General features: G+C 67.1%; 23 protein-coding genes and 2 pseudogenes. 17 read left to right on the top strand and 8 right to left on the bottom strand.

The window, feature by feature from the left end; genetic code table 11:
* From A5622_RS29670 to A5622_RS12610, 9 genes and pseudogenes are all read left to right on the top strand, one after another.
* Window positions 1–232, top strand: a pseudogene (locus A5622_RS29670) (TetR/AcrR family transcriptional regulator); the annotation flags it as partial.
* 24 nt (window positions 233–256) lie between these two features.
* A complete protein-coding gene (locus A5622_RS12645; protein WP_066878825.1) occupies window positions 257–928 on the top strand; it encodes a TetR/AcrR family transcriptional regulator in 672 nt (223 codons plus the stop codon).
* Window positions 929–1,048: 120 nt separating this feature from the next.
* The gene (locus tag A5622_RS12640; protein ID WP_066865441.1) at window positions 1,049–2,095 is read left to right on the top strand and encodes a zinc-binding alcohol dehydrogenase family protein; all 1,047 of its coding nucleotides are present in this window, start codon (window positions 1,049–1,051) and stop codon (window positions 2,093–2,095) included.
* Window positions 2,096–2,141: 46 nt separating this feature from the next.
* The gene (locus tag A5622_RS12635; protein WP_066878831.1) at window positions 2,142–3,017 is read left to right on the top strand and encodes a DUF427 domain-containing protein; all 876 of its coding nucleotides are present in this window, start codon (window positions 2,142–2,144) and stop codon (window positions 3,015–3,017) included.
* Window positions 3,014–3,445, top strand: a complete 432-nt coding sequence (locus A5622_RS12630) for a VOC family protein (RefSeq protein ID WP_066878823.1) — start codon at window positions 3,014–3,016, stop codon at window positions 3,443–3,445. The genes A5622_RS12635 and A5622_RS12630 overlap by 4 nt, the downstream gene beginning before the upstream one ends.
* Window positions 3,446–3,479: 34 nt before the next feature.
* Complete coding sequence (locus tag A5622_RS12625) at window positions 3,480–4,073, top strand: TMEM175 family protein (protein WP_231998426.1); 594 nt, start codon at window positions 3,480–3,482, stop codon at window positions 4,071–4,073.
* Between the two features lie 2 nt (window positions 4,074–4,075).
* Entirely contained in the window at window positions 4,076–4,759 is a 684-nt protein-coding gene (locus A5622_RS12620; protein WP_066878822.1) for a haloacid dehalogenase type II, read from the top strand.
* Between the two features lie 54 nt (window positions 4,760–4,813).
* A complete protein-coding gene (locus A5622_RS12615) occupies window positions 4,814–6,271 on the top strand; it encodes an NAD(P)/FAD-dependent oxidoreductase (protein ID WP_066878820.1) in 1,458 nt (485 codons plus the stop codon).
* A 3-nt stretch (window positions 6,272–6,274) separates the two neighbouring features.
* The gene (locus A5622_RS12610) at window positions 6,275–6,739 is read left to right on the top strand and encodes a cupin domain-containing protein (protein WP_066865426.1); all 465 of its coding nucleotides are present in this window, start codon (window positions 6,275–6,277) and stop codon (window positions 6,737–6,739) included.
* Here the strand turns inward: A5622_RS12610 and A5622_RS12605 are convergent.
* On the bottom strand, window positions 6,736–7,134 hold the full coding sequence (locus A5622_RS12605; RefSeq protein WP_066878818.1) for a VOC family protein: 399 nt from the start codon (window positions 7,132–7,134) through the stop codon (window positions 6,736–6,738). The genes A5622_RS12610 and A5622_RS12605 overlap by 4 nt on opposite strands.
* A 1-nt stretch (window position 7,135) precedes the next feature.
* Window positions 7,136–7,732 carry a TetR/AcrR family transcriptional regulator gene (locus A5622_RS12600; RefSeq protein ID WP_197505248.1) on the bottom strand — a complete coding sequence of 199 codons (597 nt, stop codon included), beginning with the start codon at window positions 7,730–7,732 and terminating at the stop codon, window positions 7,136–7,138.
* Between the two features lie 57 nt (window positions 7,733–7,789).
* On the opposite strand from A5622_RS12600, the gene A5622_RS12595 reads away from it, so the two are divergent.
* The 3 genes from A5622_RS12595 (at window position 7,790) to A5622_RS12585 (ending at window position 9,638) form a co-directional block, all read left to right on the top strand.
* Window positions 7,790–8,197, top strand: a complete 408-nt coding sequence (locus tag A5622_RS12595; protein ID WP_066878827.1) for a nitroreductase/quinone reductase family protein — start codon at window positions 7,790–7,792, stop codon at window positions 8,195–8,197.
* Between the two features lie 55 nt (window positions 8,198–8,252).
* Window positions 8,253–9,080, top strand: coding sequence for a GntR family transcriptional regulator (locus A5622_RS12590; protein WP_066878815.1), 828 nt, complete (start codon window positions 8,253–8,255; stop codon window positions 9,078–9,080).
* A 90-nt stretch (window positions 9,081–9,170) separates the two neighbouring features.
* Complete coding sequence (locus A5622_RS12585; RefSeq protein ID WP_066878813.1) at window positions 9,171–9,638, top strand: YbjN domain-containing protein; 468 nt, start codon at window positions 9,171–9,173, stop codon at window positions 9,636–9,638.
* Window positions 9,639–9,650: 12 nt separating this feature from the next.
* Here A5622_RS12585 and A5622_RS12580 read toward each other — a convergent pair whose 3' ends face one another.
* A complete protein-coding gene (locus tag A5622_RS12580) occupies window positions 9,651–10,724 on the bottom strand; it encodes an NAD(P)-dependent oxidoreductase (protein ID WP_066878811.1) in 1,074 nt (357 codons plus the stop codon).
* 148 nt (window positions 10,725–10,872) lie between these two features.
* Between A5622_RS12580 and A5622_RS12575 the strand changes: the two genes are divergently transcribed.
* Complete coding sequence (locus A5622_RS12575; protein ID WP_066865412.1) at window positions 10,873–11,688, top strand: lysophospholipid acyltransferase family protein; 816 nt, start codon at window positions 10,873–10,875, stop codon at window positions 11,686–11,688.
* A 28-nt stretch (window positions 11,689–11,716) separates the two neighbouring features.
* A complete protein-coding gene (locus A5622_RS12570; RefSeq protein WP_197505247.1) occupies window positions 11,717–13,132 on the top strand; it encodes a wax ester/triacylglycerol synthase family O-acyltransferase in 1,416 nt (471 codons plus the stop codon).
* Here A5622_RS12570 and purQ read toward each other — a convergent pair.
* From purQ to A5622_RS12555, 3 genes are all read right to left on the bottom strand, one after another.
* The gene (gene purQ / locus A5622_RS12565) at window positions 13,099–13,773 is read right to left on the bottom strand and encodes a phosphoribosylformylglycinamidine synthase subunit PurQ (RefSeq protein ID WP_066878808.1); all 675 of its coding nucleotides are present in this window, start codon (window positions 13,771–13,773) and stop codon (window positions 13,099–13,101) included. The two genes, A5622_RS12570 and purQ, sit on opposite strands and share 34 nt — an antisense overlap.
* Window positions 13,770–14,009: a phosphoribosylformylglycinamidine synthase subunit PurS gene (gene purS / locus A5622_RS12560; protein ID WP_044487430.1), complete on the bottom strand. Its 240-nt coding sequence runs from the start codon at window positions 14,007–14,009 to the stop codon at window positions 13,770–13,772. Before purS ends, purQ begins: the two co-directional genes overlap by 4 nt.
* Before the next feature lie 64 nt (window positions 14,010–14,073).
* Window positions 14,074–14,808, bottom strand: coding sequence for an ATPase (locus A5622_RS12555; protein WP_197499378.1), 735 nt, complete (start codon window positions 14,806–14,808; stop codon window positions 14,074–14,076).
* Between A5622_RS12555 and A5622_RS12550 the strand changes: the two genes are divergently transcribed.
* Window positions 14,785–15,423: an MBL fold metallo-hydrolase gene (locus A5622_RS12550; protein ID WP_066878806.1), complete on the top strand. Its 639-nt coding sequence runs from the start codon at window positions 14,785–14,787 to the stop codon at window positions 15,421–15,423. The two genes, A5622_RS12555 and A5622_RS12550, sit on opposite strands and share 24 nt — an antisense overlap.
* Before the next feature lie 21 nt (window positions 15,424–15,444).
* Here the strand turns inward: A5622_RS12550 and A5622_RS12545 are convergent, their stop codons facing one another.
* Both A5622_RS12545 and A5622_RS12540 read right to left on the bottom strand, forming a co-directional pair.
* Complete coding sequence (locus A5622_RS12545; protein WP_066878805.1) at window positions 15,445–17,112, bottom strand: FAD-binding dehydrogenase; 1,668 nt, start codon at window positions 17,110–17,112, stop codon at window positions 15,445–15,447.
* 47 nt (window positions 17,113–17,159) lie between these two features.
* Window positions 17,160–17,864 (bottom strand): DUF2334 domain-containing protein, encoded by a 705-nt coding sequence (locus A5622_RS12540; protein ID WP_066865397.1) that lies wholly within the window; start codon window positions 17,862–17,864, stop codon window positions 17,160–17,162.
* 147 nt (window positions 17,865–18,011) lie between these two features.
* Between A5622_RS12540 and A5622_RS12535 the strand changes: the two genes are divergently transcribed.
* Window positions 18,012–19,631: a DHA2 family efflux MFS transporter permease subunit gene (locus tag A5622_RS12535; RefSeq protein WP_066878803.1), complete on the top strand. Its 1,620-nt coding sequence runs from the start codon at window positions 18,012–18,014 to the stop codon at window positions 19,629–19,631.
* Between the two features lie 139 nt (window positions 19,632–19,770).
* Window positions 19,771–20,032, top strand: a pseudogene (locus A5622_RS12530) (MFS transporter); the annotation flags it as partial.

Here is a 20,032-nt window from a genome sequence, read left to right as displayed (position 1 = left end):
CGACGGATTGCTGGTTCGGTATGCCGATCCACACCAGCTGGCGTTGGTGATCGTCGCCGCGCACCAGGGCGGTGGCGTGCTGACCTTCACTTACCGAGAGGAGTGGCCCCACGCCGACGCCATTCGCTTCGCGATCAACTATTTGCGTCTGTTCGCCACCGACCCTGCCGAGCGCGCACCCCGTCCGCCGCGCCGGTCCAGCGCGCGTCGCCCGGCGCGACGGGCCGGCTGAGCGATTGGTGCCGAAGGTGGTGAAGTGACCGAACGCAACCCATCGCGCTTCACCCGCAAGGGACTGGCGACACGCGCGCGCATCATCGAGGTCGCCGCCCGGCTGATGTTCGAGCGGGGCGTCGCCAACACGAGCGTCGACCAGGTTCGCCGCGCCGCCGCTGTGAGCGGATCCCAGATCTCGCACTACTTCGGCGATAAGCGCGACCTGACCCGCCACGTCATCGATGCGCGCCGTAATGACGTGCGGGACTTTCACACTCGGCCACAGTTCGCCGGACTCGACAGCCTAGATGCCCTGCGGGCGTGGGCCGATGCCTGCGTGGCCGACATCGACGCCGTGTACCGCGTCGGCGGTTGCGTTTATGGGTCCCTGGCCGGTGAGCTGATCGAGGGCGACCGCGAGGTCCACGATGACCTGGCCGCGGGATACGACCAATGGATCGACCTGTTTCGGGCCGGACTGGAGTCGATGCGCGAGCGCGGACACCTGCGCCCGGAGGCCGACGCGCGGCACCTGGCCGTATCGCTGGTCGCCGCGCACCAGGGCGGCGCGATGCTCACCCACGTCACCGGCGATCCGCAACCGCTGCGGGTCGCCGTCAATGCCGCGGTCGACTATGTGCGCTCCTTCGCGGCGCACCCGCCGCGGCGTAAGCGTCGAGCCGTGTCGTCTCGCGGTCGGCGCGAGGCCTGAGTATTGACCTTTCGCTGGACATGGTCGGTGTGGACGCCCATAATAATGGGTCAGTTGGCCCAATATTTGCGTCGCGCCGCCGGGCGCCGTCGCCGCCAACGATGGTGAAAGAGGCAGCCGATGTCCGTGCTCGAGTCACCTCAGCTGCCAACCGCACCGGCGGTCGTACGCGAGCAACCCGGCGGGGAAACCATGCGGGCGATCATCTTGGAAAAGTTTGGCGGCCTGGACAGTCTGGTCTACACCGACATCCCCAAGCCCCTGCCGAAAGATGGCGAAGTCGTCATTGCGGTAAAGGGTTTCGGCATCAACCACGCCGAGATGCACATGCGTCGCGGTGAATGGGCTGAGGCGGCCGAGGTCAGCGGGATCGAATGCGTCGGCATCGTCGACTCGTGCCCGGGCGGCGAATTCCCGGTCGGGGCCAAGGTGGCGGCGCTGATGGGCGGGCTGGGGCGCACCATCAACGGCAGCTACGCCGAGTACACGCGGGTTCGCGCCGCCAATGTCGCCCTCATTGAGTCGGACCTGCCCTGGTCGGATTTGGCCGCCCTGCCCGAGACTTACGCGGTCGCCTGGACATGCCTGTTCCGCAACCTCGACCTGAGATCCGGACAAACGTTGGTTTTACGGGGCGCGACCTCCTCATTCGGCCAAGCCGCACTCAAGATGGCGGTCACCGCCGGCGCGCGTGTCATCGCCACGGCGCGAAGCAGCGATCGCTTGCCGATGCTGGAAAAGTTAGGCGCTTCGCGCGTCGAACTGGAAAGGCGCGACCTGGCCTCCCACATCCCCGAAACCAAAGACATTGACGCGGTCCTGGACCTGGTGGGCAACAGCACCATCCTCGACTCCCTCGACATGTTGCGGCGCGGCGGCACGGCGTGCCTGGCCGGATGGTTGGGCGGACTCGACCCGATTGGCGATTTCAACCCGCTGCTGCGCATGGCCAGCGGCGTGAACTGGAACTTCTTCGGGAGCTTCGTCTTTGGGACACCGGGCTTTCCGCTCTCAGACGTACCCCTGCAAGACATCGCCCGGCAGGTTGCCGACGGCGAACTGGATGCGAAGCCGTCACACATCTTCTCTTTCGAGCAGATCCGAGAGGCGCACCGCGTGATGGAGGCGGGAGAAGCCGGCGGGAAGATGGTCGTCGTCATGCAGTGACGTGACCGCGGACGCCGAAAAGTTTTCGCGACGAAGGGACACGATCATGGGGCTCGCATGGCAGCAAGGCCCGCTTGCGACGGGATCGGTGGGGCATTTCCTGACCGAGCAGCCACTGCCGGCGCGGCTGCTCTTCGCCGAGCCGCTGCGGCGACGGATGAGAGTACGCTTCGAGGACAGATGGATAGTCGACAGCGAAGACGTGATCCTGCTACACGAACCGGGCCGATATCCAGTCGCCTACTTTCCCCGCGCTGACATCGAAGACGAAACGCTGCGCGCCGAGGACCGGGTGACGCAACACCGCGATCTCGGGGCCACCCAGTGGTTCTCCGTCTCCGCATCGGGGCGCGAGACCAATCACAGCGCGTGGGAACACACCGGGCTACCGGCGTATGCCGCCGTTCTCGAGGGCCGGGTGGCGTTTGCCTGGCGCGCCATGGATGCGTTCTACGAGGAAGAGGAACGGATCGTCGGGCACGCCGCGGACGCCTATCACCGTATCGACATTCGTTCTACCGCAAGGCATCTGGTTGTCCGGGACGGCGACCGGGTGGTCGCCGACACTCATCGCCCGTTGGCGCTGTATGAGTCAGGCTTTGCGCCCAGATGGTACGTGCCGCGCGAAGATACCGACGAGTCCGCGCTGAAACCCAACGATATCCAGACGTTTTGCCCGTACAAGGGAATCTGCTCCTACTATGACATCGGAACCCGCAAGCGCGCGGCATGGTCTTATGTGGACGCTTGGACGGAGGTCGCGCGGGTCCGCAATCTGGTGTCCTTCGAACCCGACAAGATCGACGTGCACCTCGACGGTAAGCAACTTCAGCTCGAACCCGGCCAGACCGTAATCCCACACGGCGTCGACCGTGGACTCGACACGGACGAGGTGTCAGGACAGAACCGGAGCGCCTCATGAGGGCGTCCCTGGAAGTCGTCGTCCTACCCGTCGCGGATCCCGATCGCTCGCTACGGTTCTACCGGGACCAGGTCGGGTTCAACCTCGACGTCGATTACGCACCCACCCCCGAGTTCCGGGTCATCCAATTGACGCCCGAAGGCTCGGGCACCTCGATCCAATTCGGTGTGGGCCTGACCGATGCGCCGAGTGGCTCGGTGCGGGGCCTCTATCTCGTGGTCTCCGACATCGAGGCCTGCCGCGCGGAATTGACTGATCGCGGCATAACCGTCGGCGAGATACGTCACAAGGACACCGACGGCGGCTGGAGCGGTAGATTCCTCCCGGGTACCGACCCGCATCGGGGTGACTATGCGAGCTTTGCCAACTTCCGCGATCCCGACGGCAATGCCTGGGTGGTGCAGGAGCGGAACCATCAGTCGGCTTGACAGCGGCTCAGGCATGGGGCAGCGGGAGGTAGCGGTGGCAGAACGAGACTCCAGTCCTGAACGGCTGCGCGGATTCTCCGACGGCGTGTTCGCCGTGCTCATCACCATCCTGGTGTTGGAACTCAGACCACCGAGCGCCCACGGCTTTCGCGCCCTGCTTCCGCTGTGGCCCACCGGGCTGAGCTACGTGGTCAGCTATCTGTTCATAGCGATCGTCTGGGTCAACCATCACCACCTGTTCAACTACGCCCAGGTAGCGACCCCGCGGCTGGTGTGGTCGAACTTCGCGCACCTGTTTTCGGTGTCGCTGATCCCGTTCACCACCGAGTGGATAGCCGACAGCAGGCTGGCGCCGGCGCCGGTATCGCTGTACGCCGCGGTCTTCGTCCTGGTCAACATCACCTACCTGGCGCTGTGCTGGGAAGCGGTGGATCGGCCCTCCCACCAAGACGTTTCAGCGCGGATGCGCCGCATGCTGCAAATGCGGTCGTTCATCACCCTCGGGGTGTTCGTGACGGCGGCGCTGCTCGCTTTGTGGTGGCCGGTGGCGGCGATGTCGTTGATTGTGTTGTGCCTCGTGGGGTATCTCCGACCGGACATCCCCCAACGAAAGAACGTCGAGCGCTAGCGATGGCATCACCGTCCGTCCTGATCTTCGACGTCAACGAGACGTTGCTCGATATCGAGTCGATCGCACCGCTTTTCGGCGAGTTGTTCGGCGACGACGGCGTCCTGCGGGAATGGTTTGCGCAGTTGATCATGTACTCGACGGCCATCACGCTGGCCGGCCACTACGTGACGTTTCCGGTGCTCGCCCAGGGGGTGCTGCGCATGTTGGGCGACATCCACCGGGTGGACGTCACCGACGACGATCTGGACCGCCTGAAGGTAGGACTGCTCACCATGCCGGCACACTCCGATGTCGCCGAGGGGCTTGCGGCGCTGCGTGACAACGGTTTTCGGCTGGCAACCCTGAGTAATTCCCCGCCCAACCCGGATGGCCCGACGGCTCTGCAGAGATCGGGGCTAGCGGGCTACTTCGAACACCAACTGAGCGTCGATGCGCGCAGCGTCTTCAAGCCCTCACCCGCCGTGTATCAGTACGCATGCGAGACGATCGGGATCGCCCCGGCTGACTGCATGATGGTCGCCGCACATGTGTGGGACACCATCGGTGCGCAGAGTGTCGGATTCGGTGGGGCTCTGGTCACCCGGCGGGGCAACGCACCGCTGCCGGTCGACGGCCTGCCGCAGCCGAACATCGTCGTCAGAGATCTACGCGAGCTCGCCGAGCGGCTGATCGAGCTCCGATGAAAACACGGCGTGCACCCTCGGCGCCGTGGCCACCAAGCGAAAGGATCGTCGAGCATGGCAGCAGCTGGGGCAGCAGAGTTCGACGTCGTAGTCCTCGGCGCCGGGCCGATCGGCCAGAACGCCGCCGAACGCGCCCGCGCCGCAGGACTGCGTGTTGCTCTGGTCGAGCGGGAACTCGTCGGCGGTGAATGCTCGTATTGGGCATGCGTGCCCAGTAAAGCGTTGCTGCGCCCGGTGATTGCGCTTTCCGACACCCGCAGAATCGACGGTGCGCGGGATGCGGTCACCGGGCCGCTGAACGCCGAGGGCGTCTTTGGCCGACGGAACCGTTACGTGACCGACTGGGACGACAGCAGCCAGGCCGACTGGGTGAGTGGGATCGGCGCGACCCTGATACGCGGGCACGGGCGATTGGACGGCGCGCGCCGCGTCGTCGTCACCGACGGCGCCGGCGAACGGCTGGCACTGACGGCACGGCATGCGGTGGTCATCTGCACCGGAAGCCGGTCGGCGCTGCCCGAGTTGCCCGGCCTCGCCGAGGCGAGGCCATGGACCAACCGGCGGGCCACCGATAGCAGCGCCGTCCCCGAACGGCTCGCGGTCGTCGGCGCCGGCGGCGTGGGTGTCGAAATGGCCACGGCGTGGCAGGGATTGGGCTCCCAGGTGACCCTGCTGGTGCGAGGCTCTGGACTGCTGCCGCGAATGGAGCCCTTCGTGGGTGAGCTGATCGGGCGGGGCCTCACCGAGGGCGGCGTCGACGTGCGAATGGGGGTGTCGGTTCGCGCGCTGCGCCGACCGGACGAATCCCACGTCGTCCTCGAGTTGGACGACGGCACCGGGTTGGAGGTCAACGAGGTGCTCTTCGCCACCGGACGCGCCCCGCTGACCGACGACATCGGTTTGGAGACTGTGGGACTGACACCGGGCAGCTGGCTCGAGGTGGACGACACCTGCCTGGTCCACGGCGCCGCGGAGGATGGCTGGCTTTACGCGGCCGGTGACGTCAACCACCGGGCCCTACTCACCCACCAGGGCAAGTACCAGGGCCGCATTGCCGGTGCGGCCATCGGCGCCCGCGCGGCGGGAAAGCCATTGGACACCAAACCGTGGGGCGCGCATGTGACGACCGCCGACCATCATGCGGTGCCGCAGGCCTTCTTCACCGATCCCGAAGCCGCCGCCGTCGGACTGACGGCTGCGCAAGCCGAACGGGCCGGGCACCGGGTCCGCACGGTGGACGTCGAAATCGGCGACGTGGTGATGGGGGCCAAGCTTTACGCCGACGGCTACACGGGCCGCGCGCGGATGGTGGTGGAGGCGGATCGCGGTCACCTGCTCGGCATGACCATCGTCGGCCCGGGCGTGACCGAGCTCCTACACTCGGCGACCATCGCCGTCGCCGGCCAGGTGCCGGTCGACCGGCTGTGGCATGCGGTGCCGTGCTTCCCGACAATCAGCGAGCTGTGGCTCAGACTGCTCGAGGCGTATCGGGACGCCACGGACGATAATTGACCGATGGCCACCGCAGACGGGTTCCATCCAGACTTCGACGACACAGCGACGCCGGTCGCACGCAACCGGGTACGCCACATCAAGGCATCCGAGATCAGCTCCGATACCGCACAATCCGAGGGGCTGCGGCGCTTCGCCGCCCTGTCCGGCCGGTCGGTCGGCGCGGAGAAGCTCTGGATGGGTGAGACGCACGCGTCGCCGCGATCGGCCTCGGACAACCACCACCACGGTGAATCCGAAACCGCCATCTATGTGCGAAGTGGCAACCCGGAGTTCGTCTTTCACGATGGCAACGAGGAAGTCCGCATCGCCACCGCACCCGGCGATTACGTCTTCATCCCGCCGTACCTGCCCCACCGGGAGGAAAACCCCGACCCCGACACCACCGCCGAGGTGGTGATCGCCCGCAGCACCCAGGAAGCGATCGTGATCAACCTTCCCGCGCTGTATCCGCTGGCCGACTCCTAGTAGACGGCGATCTCGATCAGGTTTCCGTCGACGTCACGGCAGTAGTGCGAGGTCATCTCGCCCAGGGCCCCTACTTTGGTCACCGGTCCGGCGATCACCTCCACCCCACACGCGCCGAGATGGGCGCGCACGTCATCCGGACTGGCGCGCGTGACAAAGCACAGGTCCTCGGAACCGGCCGCCTCGACGGACCCGGTGAACCAGTCGGGGTCGTCGACCAACGCCCCGACCGGTCGCAGGTTGATCTTCTGCTCCCCGAAGCGCAGCGCCGTTCTGCGCGAGGGCCCGAACGTCTCACGCCGCATGCCCAGCACCCGCTCGTACCATGCGGCGGTGGCTTCGACGTCGCGGCAATTCAAGACGATGTGGTCGAACCTCTCCACGGCGAACGGCACGTCAATCCTCCCGGGTCGTGCGAAGCTGGGCCGCCACCGCGGCCGCCAGATCATCGGCGGCCTGCTCATCGAGCGGCTGGTGAGCGAAAGCCATTCGGTACCAGAGTAATCCGAAAACCTGGTCGACTACGATTTCGGGCCGGTCCATCGGTGCGATCTCACCGCGGGTTTCGGCCCGGTGCACTATCCGCGCCAACTCTTCGCGACGCGCCGCCGTGAAGGCCGCCAGCCGCTCCATCGTCGCAACGTCGCCCAGCGCCTCACGTAGCGCGCCCATCAGCAGCGTGCGATGGACGGCCGCGGCGGAAAAGGTGGAGCTGAGAAACGCGCGCAGATCGCCGTCCAGGCGCCCGGTGTCGGGTATCGGTGCGGCTTGCTGCGCCCGGTGCACCATCGCATCGAGCAGCACCGCGCTTTTCGATGGCCACCAGCGGTAGATCGTTTGTTTGCCTACGCCTGCCCGCTCGGCGATGGCGGACACAGTGATCTGAACGTCTCCGCCCGCGGCGGCTAACAAGTCCGCGGCCGCATCCAGGATTGCCCGCTCCGCCGCTTCATTGCGTCGGCTGCCCGTATGCGCCCGCCGGTTCACCGTCACAGCTGCAGGCTAGCGCTCCTATTGACGAGACCGCCAGTCTCGACAATGCTGGGGGCCATGACCATGAACGGACCCCTCCCCGACCGCAAACGCCGCTGGGTCAGCCGCTTTCATCGGTACGTAGCCAACCCGGTCACCCGGCGTCTGCCCACCCAGGTACTGCTGGAGACAACCGGCCGGGTCAGCGGACGGCCACGGCGCACCCCAGTGGGAGGACGGCTCGAAAAAGGAGCGTTCTGGCTGGTATCCGACCACGGCGACTCCTCGGATTACGTCCGAAACATCAAGGCCGACAACCGGGTTCGCATCCGAATTCGCGGCCGCTGGCGATCGGGAACTGCTGTGCTGCTACCCGAGGATGACCCGGTCGCCCGATTGGCCGTCCTGCCGCGGTTCAACAGCTCGCTGGTGCGCGCATTGGGCACCGATCTGCTGACGGTGCGGATCGATCTCGACCGGCCGTAGCGACCGGATCAGTACCGCCTTTACCCCGCCGAGACGAGACGTTTTAATACATCTCGTGGTCCCCGACGCGCTGGATCTCGACGCCGCCGATCTGCGGATATCGCGCGGCAGCGTGCCGGCCAGCACCCAGCTCGCCGAGGCTCTCAAGGCGGCGATCGTCAAACAGCGCCTGCCCCGCGGCGCGCGACTGCCCACCGAGCGAGAACTCATCGACCGCACCCGCGTGAGCCGGGTGACGGTGCGCGCGGCCGTCGGGCTGCTGGAACGCCAAGGATGGCTGGTGCGAAAGCAGGGCCTGGGCACCTTCGTGGCCAACCCGGTCAAACAAGAACTCGGACCCGGCGTGCGGACCATCACCGAGGTTCTGGCCGGCTCCGGGATCACACCGAACGTCGACGTCTTGTCGCACCGAGTCGAAGATGCGCCGCAGCGAATCGCTGAAACTCTCGGCCTGTCGAAAGTCCTCTGTGTGCACAGGCGGTTCCGGGACGGCGAGCAACCCCTCGCCCTGATGATCGCCTACCTGCCAACCGGATTGGGCAAGGCCGTGGAGCCCTTGCTGAGGAGCGCGACCGACGAGCAGACCGCCCAGGCGATGGAAAGCACCTACACCATGTGGGAGCGCCGACTCGAGATTCCCGTCGCGCGGGCCAACTATGAGATTCACGCGGCCGGCGCATCGCTGGAGGTGGCCGGCGCCCTCAACCTGCCGCTGGGTTCACCCGTGCTGGTCCTCGTACGCACCAGCTACGGCCATGACGGCAAGCCGCTCGAGGTGGTGGAATTCCACTATCGCCCCGAGCGATACAGGTTTTCGGTCACGTTGCCGCGTACGGTCCCGGGTCCGGGCGCCGGGATCGTGGAACGGCGCGACCGAGCGTAGCCCGCCACTCAGCGAATTCTCAACGAATTCTTCGGTGCCGCATCGCTTGGCTCCAAGCATCTACAAAGATGTCGGCCGCAACATCTATTCATGACGAATGAGCAGCTGTGCGCGAACCTAATCGAACGTTACCTGCGCACCCGCGGGCGGCGTTATTTTCGTGGCCACCACGACGGCGAATACTTCTTCGTCACCAGCGCTCCGCGGCGCCTGCACATTCACTTCGAGGTCTCGCCGGCGCACGACGACGTGCTGATCATCCGGGTCAGCCCGGGGTGCTACTTCCCGGCGGCCGACCGCCCCTGGCTGACTTACTTCGCCGACAGGTGGAACCGTCTTGACCGCCACGTCACCGCGATCGTGCACGGCTCGTCTGATCCGCATCGCATCGGCGTGGTGGCACGCAAGTCGCAATGGGTCCGAAGCGACGTCTCGTTCAACGATTTCGCGTCGTTCGTCGACCGAACCATCGCGGATGCCACCGAGCTCTTCGAGGAACTGAGTCCGTCCGTCGAATTGCCTTCGACGGAACGGTCACTGCTGCGCGAGGCCGGCTGAAGTTCCGCCGAGCTAGTCGGCCGACGGGGCATCCGGGCGCGGTTCACCCAGCTTGGCGCGTATTGCGCCCCACGGGTCTGCGTAGCGTCCGGGCGCATCCCGGTAGGCCGCACGGCTCTTGAGGAACCGCCGCGCCAGGGGTGAGATCAGCCGCATCGGGTAGCGCCGCCACCCCGCGGTGGCTCGCATCTCGGTGAGCATGTCCGGCCACGAGTGGTGCTGGAACTCCAGCACCTGCTGGGCGCGAGCGGTATCCATCCAGTCGGTGACGAACCAGCCGTCGTCGCTGTCCGGATCGCCCGGCCGGCCCCCGGGCAAGACGTCGACCAGACCACGCGCGGCCGCCAGCGCCTTGCCGATCTCACCCTGCCGAAGGCGGTGCGACTCGTCACCGGCGATCAGCAGCGTCTCACCGGCGACGTCGGCGGTGACGGCCGCGGCGAACGCGCGCGCGACGTCGCGCACGTCGACGGTGTGGATGCGACCATCGGTCGGCAGGGCGCTTTCGAAGTACAACGCATCGACGCTGAACGGCATCGCGTCCGGTTCCACGCTCATCACCCCGCCGAGGCGCAAGATGACCCACTCGAGATCCGCGGATCGGATGTGGCGTTCGGCTTCGGCCTTGTGAGCGCCGTAGAGGTCGGCCGGGTTGATCGGCGAATCCGGGCGTAGCAGCTCGGCGTGGCGGTGGGGGTTGCGCGCGCCGTAGACGGCGTTGCTGGACGCCTGGATGAACCGCACCGGATGGGGCCGCGATTGCGCCGCGCGCAGCAACGAGACTGTCGCGTCGACGTTGACACGACGGCCCAGCGCGGGCTGGCGATAAATTCCCGGCGGAATCACCGCGGCCAGGTGAACGATGGCGGAGGGCGACGTGTCGGCGAGCAGGCGATCAACCTGAGCCGGGTCGGTCAGATCGGCCCAGTGCGCCTCGGCGCCCACCGGCAGCGAGTTCGCGGCCTTGCGCTGGGCGGCGGTGCCGAGGTCAGCCGCGCCGACCCGATGGCCGTCGGCAACCAGTCGCCGCACCGTCTGGGACCCGACGAGGCCGAAACCCCCAGTAACCAGAACCTTTTCGGACATGCTCCCCCACTGCTCGCTCGCTCCCCAGCAAACGGATATGACATTCTCCTAAATGGAGAGTAACATATGCTAGCCAGGGGTCCAGGTTTGAGGCCGGCGTCACACCGGCAACAAATAGCAAAGAGCGCAGAACAGACAGCGGGGAGCCATGACGGGCAACGGTGTGGACGCGGCGGACAACCACGAAACCGCCAAATGGGACCCGGCCTTCACCGAACAGGTCACCAGAGTGCTCGGGCCGGCCATCAAACGGTACTACCGGGCCGAGGTGCGACACATCGACAACGTCCCGCCCTCGGGTGGCGCCCTGGTGGTGTCCAACCACTCGGGGGGGATGCTGACCCCGGACGTGCTGATCTTCTCCCCCGCCTTCTACGAACACTTCGGCTACGACCGGCCGGTGTACACCCTCGGCCACTACGGCCTGTTCATCGGCCCGTTGGACGGCTGGCTGCGCCGGCTCGGGGTCATCGAGGCCAGCCGCGAAAACGCCGCCACCGCCCTGCATTCCGGCGCGGTGGTACTGGTGTTCCCGGGCGGCGACTACGACTCCTACCGGCCGACCTTCAGCGCGAACACGATCGACTTCAATGGCCGCACCGGATACGTGCGGACCGCCATCGAAGCCGGGGTGCCCATCGTGCCGACGGTGTCCATCGGCGCCCAGGAGACCCAGCTGTTCCTCACCCGGGGCAACTGGTTCGCCCGCAAGCTGGGGCTAACCAAGGCGCGGATGGACATCCTGCCGATCAGCGTCGGGTTCCCGTTCGGGCTCAGTGTGATCTTCCCGCCCAACGTGCCCCTGCCGGCAAAGATCGTCACCGAGGTTCTGGAGCCGATCGACATCACCGCCCAGTTTGGCGACGACCCCGACGTCGACGAGGTCGACGCCCACGTACGCGCCGTCATGGAGGCCGCGCTCAAGCGGCTGGCCGGGCAGCGCCGGTTCCCGATCCTGGGCTGACGGCGCCCGGGGCCGCTGGAGGTGACCTGTGAAGCGACTCAACGGCATGGACGCGATGCTGCTCTACAGCGAGACGCCCAACCTGCACACCCACACCCTCAAGGTGGCCGTCATCGACCCGACCGACGCCGACGGCGAATTCGGATTCGAGGCCTTCCGCCGCCACGTGCGTCGCCGGCTCCATCTGCTGGAACCGTTGCGCTACAAGCTCGTTGACATCCCGTGGCATCTGCATCACCCGATGTGGCAGGAGAATTGCGAGGTCGACCTCGACTATCACCTGCGCCGGGTGCGGGTGCCCGCCCCGGGTGGGCGGCGCGAGCTCGATCAGGTGATCGGCGAGGTGGCATCCACCCCCCTGGACCGCAGTCGTCCGCTGTGGGAGTTTCATTTCGCCGAGGGGCTGGCCGGTGGGCGATTCGCCCTGATCGGCAAGGTTCACCACGCGCTGGCCGACGGAGTCGCCTCGGTCAACCTGCTGGCCCGCGCGATGGACCTGCGCGACGGGCGCACCGACGAGCGCGACAACGACGAAGCCGGCGTCACGATGTCCAGTGCCGAGCTGGTGCGCGCGGCGGCGCGCGACCACGTCCGCCAGATCGGTGAACTGCCCGGGCTGCTCAGGGACGCGGCGGTCGGGATGATGCGGGTGCGCCGCCGGTCCCGCGAGCGCGGCGATCACCCCGACCTGGCCGACGCGTTCGACGCACCGCCGACCTTCCTCAACCACGTCGTCTCGCCGCGGCGCTGGTTCGCCAGTGCCTCGTTGTCGCTGCCCGAGGTCAAGGCGACGGCAAAAGCCTTGGGCATCACGGTGAACGACGTGGTGCTGGCGATGGCGACCGGCGGGTTGCGCACGCTGCTGCTGGCCTATGACGGCGCGGCCGATCGCCCCATCATCGCCTCGGTGCCGACGGCCACCGACAAGTCGGACCGGATCACCGGTAACGAGATCAGCGGGCTGATGATCTCGCTGCCGGTCCACGTCGCCGACCCGGTGGAACGGGCCCGACTGGTCGCCCTGGCCACCAAGATCGCCAAGGAGGACCACGAAGTCCTGGGTCCGGAGCTGTACGGGAAGATGATGGCCTACCTGCCGACCGCGTTGGCGCCCGCCGCGTTTCGATGGCTGGGCCTGCGTGACGCGCCGAACAAGCTGATGAACGTCGCGGTGTCCAGCGTGGTGGGCCCGCGCGAACGGGGCCACTTCGGTGGCGCGGCCGTCAGCGAGATCTACTCCACCGGCGTGCTGTCTCCCGGCGCCCCGGTCAACATCACCGTGTGGAGTTACGTGGACCGGCTCGGCGTCGCGGTGCTCACCGACGATCAAACTTTCCACGACCCGCACGAGGCCACCGACGCCATCGGCGCGTCCTTTGCCGAATTACGCGATGCCGCAGGCGTTTCCGCTCAGCCGGCGAGCACGCCGTCGAGCACCGAATAGAACAGGCCCAGGCCGTCATCCGACGGCCCGGTCAGCGCTTCGATGGCGTGCTCGGGATGCGGCATCAGACCCACCACGCGTCCGTTGGCGGAGCTCACCCCGGCGATGTCGTGCAGCGAGCCGTTGGCGTTTTCGTGGTAGCGGAACACCACCCGCCCCTCGCCCTCGAGCTCCTCGATCACCTCGGCGGGCGCCACGTAGCGTCCCTCGCCGGATTTCAGCGGGACCAGTAGGTCGGCGTCGGGCTCGAAGCGCGACGTCCACGCCGTCGAGGTCGAAGCCACCCGCAGCCACACGTCGCGGCAGATGAAGTGCAGACCCACGTTGCGCGTCAGCGCCCCGGGCAACAGCCCCGCCTCGCAGAGCACCTGAAAACCGTTGCAAATGCCCAACACCGGCAGGCCACCCCGTGCGGCCTCCACCACCTCGGTCATCACCGGGGCGAACCTGGCGATCGCACCGGCCCGCAGATAGTCGCCGTAGGAGAAACCGCCGGGCACCACCACGGCGTCGACGCTCTTGAGATCGGCGTCGGCGTGCCAGAGGCTGACCGGCTCCGCCCCGACGCGGCGCGCGGCCCGGGCGGCGTCGACGTCGTCGAGCGTGCCGGGAAAGGTAATGATGCCGATGCGTGCCGTCACTGTGTCTCCCGGCTGATGGTCCAGTCTTCGATCACGGTGTTCGCCAGCAGCGATTCCGCAATCTCGGCGAGCGCCGAATCATCGACGCTGTCGTCGACTTCGAGCTCAAAACGTTTGCCCTGCCGCACTTCCGAGATTCCCGGATGTCCGAGGCGACCGAGCGCACCGACAATCGCCTGACCCTGCGGGTCGAGAATCTCCGCTTTGGGCATCACGCTCACGATCACCCGGGCCACCGGCGGTCCTCCTGAGAAGTTGGCGTTTCGGCGCCAACTCTACCGGCGAAAGCGCAGCTCGGGGTTACGGGCACGAGGCAATGTAGGCCTCGCACAGCGGTGCGCTCATCGCGCCCAGCACCGCATCGTCGCCCATGGCCGGCCAGGACACTTGCGGCGGCGCCGTTGACCAGAGCGTGACCTCGCTGATCGTGCTGCTGGCCGGGTGGGCGAACAGATAGGTGTGCATCACCACCGGGCCGCTGATCACGGCGGCCATCCGGGTCGTTTCGTCGCTGGTCAGCGACGGAGACTCCTGCGGTGCGCGCTGCTGGCAGGCCCGCAGCGCGGCGACGGCATTGCTGAATGCCGTGGCCACGGTCGCACCACCGCGAGCGGTGTCCCCACGCCAGTGCAGGACCTGGGCCTGCAGTTGCCACTGCCCGTCGGGATGCTGGACCGTCGCGCGAGCCGCGACGGCCGAGTCGCGGGGGTCCTGCGGCATCGCCGGCGCCGCGCACAGCTCCTCGAACCGGAAATGGGGCCCCGGCGCCGAACCGGTCGTCTGCACCGCCTGGCCGGCCAGCGCGGGCCAGTGATACACCGCGTCCAGCGGCACGGCGTGCTGATCGATCCACGCGGTGTTCGGGATCCGGTCGCACAGCCCCGGGCAAGTCTCGGGTTCGGCGTGCGCAGGAATGACGACCACCAGAGCAACCGCGAAACCGCCGGCGACCAGCATCGTGGCCAGGATCACGCGCATCGGCAGCTTGTCCATCAAGGCACAATCGTAGATATGCAACTGACGCATTTCGGCCATTCGTGCCTACTTGCCGAGTTCGACCACACCCGCCTGCTCTTCGACCCCGGTACCTTCGCGCACGGCTTCGAGGGAATCACCGGCTTGACCGCCATCTTGATCACCCATCAGCATCCCGACCACGTCGATGCCAAACGGCTGCCGGCGTTGCTCGAGGGTAACCCGGACGCGGCGCTTTACGCGGACCCACAGACCACCGCGCAACTGGGCGCGCCCTGCCGGGAGGTCCATGTCGGCGACGAGCTGCACATCGGTGAGCTGACCGTCCGCGCCGCCGGCGGCAAGCACGCGGTCATCCACCCGGAAATCCCTGTGATAGAGAACATTTCGTTCTTGGTGGGCGACGCCGACCATCGCGCCAGGTTGATGCATCCCGGGGACGCGCTGTTCGTGCCTGACGAGCCGGTGGACGTCTTGGCGACGCCCGCGGCCGCGCCGTGGATGAAGGTGTCCGAGGCGGTCGATTACTTGCGCGCGGTGGCCCCCCAGCGCGCCGTCCCGATTCACCAGGGGATCATCGCCCCGGACGCGCGGGGCATCTACTACGGCCGGCTCACCGAGATGACCAGCACCGACTTCCAGGTGCTCCCCGAAGAAGACGCCGTCACGTTCTAGCGGCCGGTTGGCGCCGCCCCGCTAGGTGATGTCGTCGGCGGCGCCGTGGCCGGCGGCGCGGCCGGAGAAGATGCAGCCGCCCAGGAAGGTGCCCTCCAGCGCGCGGTAGCCGTGCACGCCGCCGCCCCCGAATCCGGCCACCTCGCCGGCGGCGTACAGCCCGGTCAGGGGCGTGCCGTCGGCCTTCAGCACCCGCGAGGCCAGGTCGGTTTCGATGCCGCCCAATGTTTTTCTGGTCAGGATGTGCAGCTTGACCGCGATCATCGGCCCCGCCTTGGGATCGGTCAGCCGGTGCGGGGCCACCACCCGTCCCAGCCGATCACCCAGATAGGTTCGGGCGGCGCGGATCGCCGTGATCTGTCCATCCTTGCTGTACTTGTTGGCGACCTCCCGGTCCCGCGCCGTGACCTCGGCCTCCACCGTCGCGTAGTCCAGCGGCTGCACATCGGGCAGCTTGTTCATCGCGGACACCAAGTCGCGCAATGAGTTCGCGCTGACGAAGTCCACGCCCCGGTCGACAAACGCCTGGACCGGTCCGGGCGGCCCGGAACTGGCCCGGTTGCGCAGCAGCTCCTTTATGCTCTGCCCGGTCAGATCGGGATTCTGCTCCTGGCCGGAGAGCGCGAACTCCTTCTCAATGATCTTGGCGTTCAACACAAACCAGGTGTAGTCGAACCCCGATTGGGTGATGTATTCCAAGGTGCCCAGCGTGTCGAAGCCCGGATACAGCGGCACCGGCAACCGATTGCCGTTCGCATCGAGCCACAGCGACGACGGGCCGGGGATGATGCGGATGCCGTGCAGCGGCCAGATCGGGTCATAGTTGGTGATGCCCTCGACGTAGTGCCACATGCGGTCGGGGTTGATCACCCGCGCCCCGGCCCGCTGCGCAATGCCAATCATTCGGCCGTCGACATGGGCCGGCACCCCGCTCAGCAGTTGCTCGGGGACGCGGCCCATCCGCTTGGGCCAATTCTTGCGCACCAGTTCGTGATTGGCCCCGATGCCGCCACTGGTGACGATCACCGCGTCGGCACGAAATTCGAACTGTCCTAACGCTTTTCGCGACGACGCGACGCCCCTCGGCATGGCGGAGGGCTCCAGCACGGTGCCCCGCACGCCCGTCACCGCCTCACCCTCGACGATCAACTCGTCGACCTGATGGCGATGCGCGAACCGCACGGCTGAGCGGTCGCGCAACTGACGGGCGAAAATCTCCACCAACGCGGGCCCGGTACCCCAGGTGATGTGGAAGCGGGGAACCGAATTGCCGTGCCCCTGTGCGCCATACCCGCCGCGCTCCGCCCAGCCTACCAACGGGAAAAGCTTGAGCCCCCGCGAACGCAACCAACTGCGCTTCTCCCCCGCGGCGAAATCGACGTAGGCGTGCGCCCATTGGCGTGGCCAATAATCCTCGGGCCGGTCGAACGCCGCCGTGCCCAGCCAGTCCTGCAGCGCCAATTCATGGCTGTCGCGAATTCCCAACCGGCGCTGCTCGGGGCTGTCGACGAAGAACAGCCCACCGAAAGACCAGAACGCCTGCCCGCCCAGGTTGGCGCTGTTCTCCTGGTCGACGATGAGCACCCGCAAGCCGCGATCCACCAGTTCGCAAGCCGCGACCAGGCCGGCCAGTCCCGCCCCGACGACGATGGCATCGGCGTGGAACCCCGAAACCGAAGAATCGCTCATGTCGGACCAGGGTAGTGCCCCGACGAGCAGGTCAGGCGGTCGCTGCCTCAGGCGGCGTCGAGCACGGCCCTGGCCTGATCCCAGCGGTACACGCCGGGGGTGCAGCCGTGCATCAACGCCAGGTCGACCGCGTCCACCATCGCCTGCAGCGGCCCGGGTTTGCGAAGGTGACGAGCCGCGACCGCAACCCGCACAACGCCGCCGCGCCGAGCGATCCGTTCGGCCGACAGCACCACCATCCGGCACCACCACGGCTCGGTGAGGAATCCTTCGCCGATGCCGAGCACCCGGGCGCGCACGGTGCTGTGACGGACCAGGTCGGTAATCCCGTGCAGATCGGCCAGCAAGCGGAACCCGTTGTCCGGCAACGCTTTCACAACGCCAGGCGACACCACCCAGCCGGGTGCGGCGAACAGCCGGGTGCGCAGCCCGAGGTGCTCGAGCACCCGGTCGGCGGCCATCAATCGCAGGTTGGCCTCGTGCGCCCGCAGGATCGCGAATTCGCCGCGGCGCTTCTTCGTGACCGCGTCGTCGTAGCCGTGCAACACTATGGCGTCACCGCCCGCGCGACGGGTGGTCAGCCACTCGACGGTTCCCGGGTCGCGGTCGAGCCGGTAGTCGCCGGACAGGCGGGGAGCCACCAGTAACGACACCGGCACCTTGCGGGCATCCATTTGCGTGCAGAACGCCTCGACGTCGGGCAGGGTGCGTTCACCGATCCCCGAGACCGAGACGATCAATTTTCCAGACACACCAGCAGTTTGCCGATCCCAAGTGTCGGAACGGTGAAGGACACGCAGACAGCAGGCGATATGCAGGCGCCCATGCGTGCTCACTGATTTCGGCGGTAGGGCGAACCCGCGCAGGCCGCAAACGTCGGGCCAGGTGATCAGTTCGATATGCTAAGCAACGCCATGGATGAGGCGTCGTACGCGGCGGCAAAGACGCCGCCGTCCCACCACCCGACCGGGCAGCCGGGCGTCGAGGAACGGGTATATCCCGACAAGCTCGATGCCGCGCTGTTGCGGATCTCCGGCGTGTGCATCCTGGCCACGGTGATGGCGATCCTGGACGTCACGGTCGTCAGCGTCGCCCAACGAACCTTCATCGATCAGTTCGCGTCGTCGCAGGCCGTCGTGGCCTGGACGATGACCGGCTACACGCTCGCCCTGGCGACCGTGATCCCGATAACCGGGTGGGCCGCCGACCGGTTCGGCACCAAGCGCCTCTTCATCGGTTCGGTGGTGGCCTTCATCCTGGGCTCGTTGCTGTGCGCGATCGCGTCGAACATCTTGCAGCTCATCGTCTTTCGGATGGTACAGGGAATCGGCGGCGGCATGCTGCTGCCGTTGGGATTCATGATCTTGACCCGCGAAGCGGGCCCGGGCCGGCTGGGGCGCCTGATGTCGATCCTGAGCATCCCGATGCTGCTCGCCCCGATCGGCGGGCCGATCCTGGGCGGCTGGCTGATCGACACCTCGAGCTGGCGGTGGATCTTTCTGATCAACGTGCCGATCGGATTTCTCACGGTCGCACTCGCCGCCATCGTGTTCCCGCGCGATCATCCCGCGCGCTCGGAAACCTTCGACGCCATCGGCGTGCTGCTGCTGTCGCCGGGCCTGGCGATGTTCCTGTTCGCGGTGTCCTCCGTCCCGGGCCGGGGCACCGTGGCCGACCGCCACGTGGTGATACCGGCGACGATCGGCCTGGCGTTGATCGCGGGCTTCGTCGCGCACGCCTGGCGGCACGCCGATCATCCCCTGATCGACCTGCGGCTGTTCCGCAATCCCGTGCTCACCCACGCCAACGTGACGATGCTGGTGTTCGCCGGGGCGTTCTTCGGCGCCGGCCTGCTGCTGCCGAGCTATTTTCAACAGGTGCTGCACCACACGCCGATGCAGGCGGGCGTGCACATGATCCCCCAGGGGCTGGGCGCCATGCTGACCATGCGGCTGACCGGTCCGCTGGTGGACCGGCAGGGCCCCGGCAAGATCGTGCTGGTCGGCATCGCGCTGATCACCGTCGGCCTGAGCGCCTTCGCCTTCGGGGTGGCCACCCAGGCCCACTATCTGCCGACGCTGCTGGTCGGGCTGGCGATCATGGGCCTGGGCATGGGCTGCACCATGATGCCGCTGTCGGTGGCCTCGGTGCAGGCGCTGGCGCCCCACCAGATCGCCCGGGGAACGACGCTGATGAGCGTCAGCCACCAGGTGGGCGGCTCGGTGGGAACGGCGCTGATGTCGATGATCCTGACGAATCAGTTCAATCGGAGCCCCGACATCCGCGCAGCAAACAAGCTCGCCGCGCTGAACCAGAAGGCGGCGGTCGACGGGGTGCCGGTCGACCAGACCGCGATACCCCGTGCGGCGCTCGCCCCGGACTTTTGGAGCAATGTGGCTCACGACCTTTCCCACGCGTATACGGCGGTATTCGTGATTGCCGTCGTGCTGGTGGTTTGCACCTTCATTCCGGCGTGGTTTCTGCCCAAAAAACCCGCGAGCGAAACCGCCGGCGAATAAGCTGTTCGCCCAGGTAGGACCGCCACCAGCCCGTTTATCGCTTAACCACGGTCGCGACGCAATCCGCGCGCCGCGAATTACACCCGTGCGAATAGGCGAATACGGGTAAAAACGCTTCAGCCGGGGCAACCCTGTGGATATGCTCAGCGGCGCCATGCAGAAGACCCGTTCCGCAGCCTTCAACGTCCCGTTGCCCACCGCTCCGGGGCCGTCGCTGCGCGCCGACGAATACCCCGACAAGCTGGACGCGGCGCTGTTCCGGATCGCCGGGGTGTGTGGGCTCGCCTGCATCATGGCGGTCCTCGACAGCACCGTCGTCGCCGTCGCGCAGCGCACCTTCATCGCGCAGTTCGGGTCCACGCAGGCCGTCGTCTCATGGACGATCGCCGGCTACATGCTCG

Source organism: Mycobacterium sp. 1245801.1 (assembly GCF_001673055.1).
Classification (GTDB): Bacteria; Actinomycetota; Actinomycetes; order Mycobacteriales; family Mycobacteriaceae; genus Mycobacterium; species Mycobacterium europaeum_A.
Note: the sequence above shows the minus strand (reverse complement) of the source record. Positions and strands in the feature narration are given on the sequence as shown.